General features: G+C 56.2%; 2 rRNA genes. Both read right to left on the bottom strand.

From position 1 onward, the window contains the following. A 23S ribosomal RNA gene (locus MTX35_RS25350) occupies positions 1 to 83 on the bottom strand; the annotation flags it as partial. A 343-nt stretch (positions 84 to 426) separates the two neighbouring features. Continuing rightward, a 16S ribosomal RNA gene (locus MTX35_RS25355) occupies positions 427 to 544 on the bottom strand; the annotation flags it as partial.

Consider the following 544-nt stretch of genomic DNA (forward strand, 5'->3'; position numbering starts at 1 on the left):
CCCCGAGGCTTATCGCAGCCTCCTACGTCCTTCATCGGCTCCTGGTGCCAAGGCATCCACCGTACGCTCTTCATTACTTACAACAAAGATGCTCGCGTCCACTGTGCAATTCTCAAACAACACACACACTCCCACCTGATATCCACACCATGACCACCACCGAAGTGATGCGGTCTGCCAGACAGTGAAAGCCTGCATATATGTCTTGCCTTGAAAGAAACACTCGCGTGTTCTCTCAGGACCCAACAGTGCATCGATATAGACATCGCCGGCGGAGTCGTTGAAGACCCACCGATACGCGATGTCTGGTTGTCAGTGTTCCACCCGTGAGCTCCCGCCGTTCCACGTGTGGGAACGAAACGGGCTCTGCCAGACCATCATCCGAGCACCTGTGTGCTGGTACATGTTCTGGAGAATGCTCCTTAGAAAGGAGGTGATCCAGCCGCACCTTCCGGTACGGCTACCTTGTTACGACTTCGTCCCAATCGCCGATCCCACCTTCGACGGCTCCCTCCCACGAGGGGTTAGGCCACCGGCTTCGGGT

This window comes from Rhodococcus sp. ARC_M12, from assembly GCF_022810385.1.
Lineage (GTDB): Bacteria > Actinomycetota > Actinomycetes > Mycobacteriales > Mycobacteriaceae > Rhodococcoides > Rhodococcoides navarretei.